The sequence below is a fragment of the Methylobacterium sp. J-090 genome, assembly GCF_022829345.1.
GTDB lineage: Bacteria > Pseudomonadota > Alphaproteobacteria > Rhizobiales > Beijerinckiaceae > Methylobacterium.
This window is the reverse complement of the sequence record NZ_JAKSXV010000095.1, coordinates 1-520: the sequence shown is the minus strand read 5'-3', so window position 1 is coordinate 520 and position 520 is coordinate 1. Positions and strand designations below refer to the sequence as shown.

Here is a 520-nt window from a genome sequence, read left to right as displayed (position 1 = left end):
GCAACACCGTTTCCGTGTGTTTTCAGGGGGTTGTGCCGGGGGTGTCGCGCGGGTGTCGTAAAAAACGCATCCCGCTGTCATTTCGGCGTTGACGGGCCGGCTGGGTGTCCCTAGAAGCCTGTTCATCGGCGGCGGCGAGCGGGACTTTCGGGTTCGGCGGGGCGGTTTGCCGGTACATCTTGGAGACGTTATCGGATGGATGATCCGGCTTTGGCTGGATGGTCCACTGTTTTTGTCTCTTGGGTGCTGTTCTGTCGGCGGGGTGGTTTGGCGGTGCCGGACTGGCTGGGTTGACAGGATGGTGGCGGGGTTCTAGACGCTCCGGACCGCTAGGACGGCTCACCTTCAGGGTGATTGCGGGTACCACGGTTTTTCCAGTCTTGCAATCGGGTTTCGTTCGGGTGACCGCGCGGGTTTCTGGTGGTTCGGGTTTCCGCTTTCGTGCCGGCGTTCTTTGACAAGTGAATCTGAGAAAGAGAAGCGTGGACGGCGTTGTCCTTTCGGAGCTCCTGTAGCGGGG

Annotated in this window: 1 protein-coding gene; it reads right to left on the bottom strand. The window is 60.6% G+C overall.

Annotated elements, in window-relative coordinates; translation table 11 throughout:
* Positions 1 to 329 precede the first annotated feature (329 nt).
* Positions 330 to 520: hypothetical protein (locus MKK49_RS16925; protein ID WP_244030528.1), on the bottom strand; the 191-nt coding region annotated here is incomplete at its 5' end.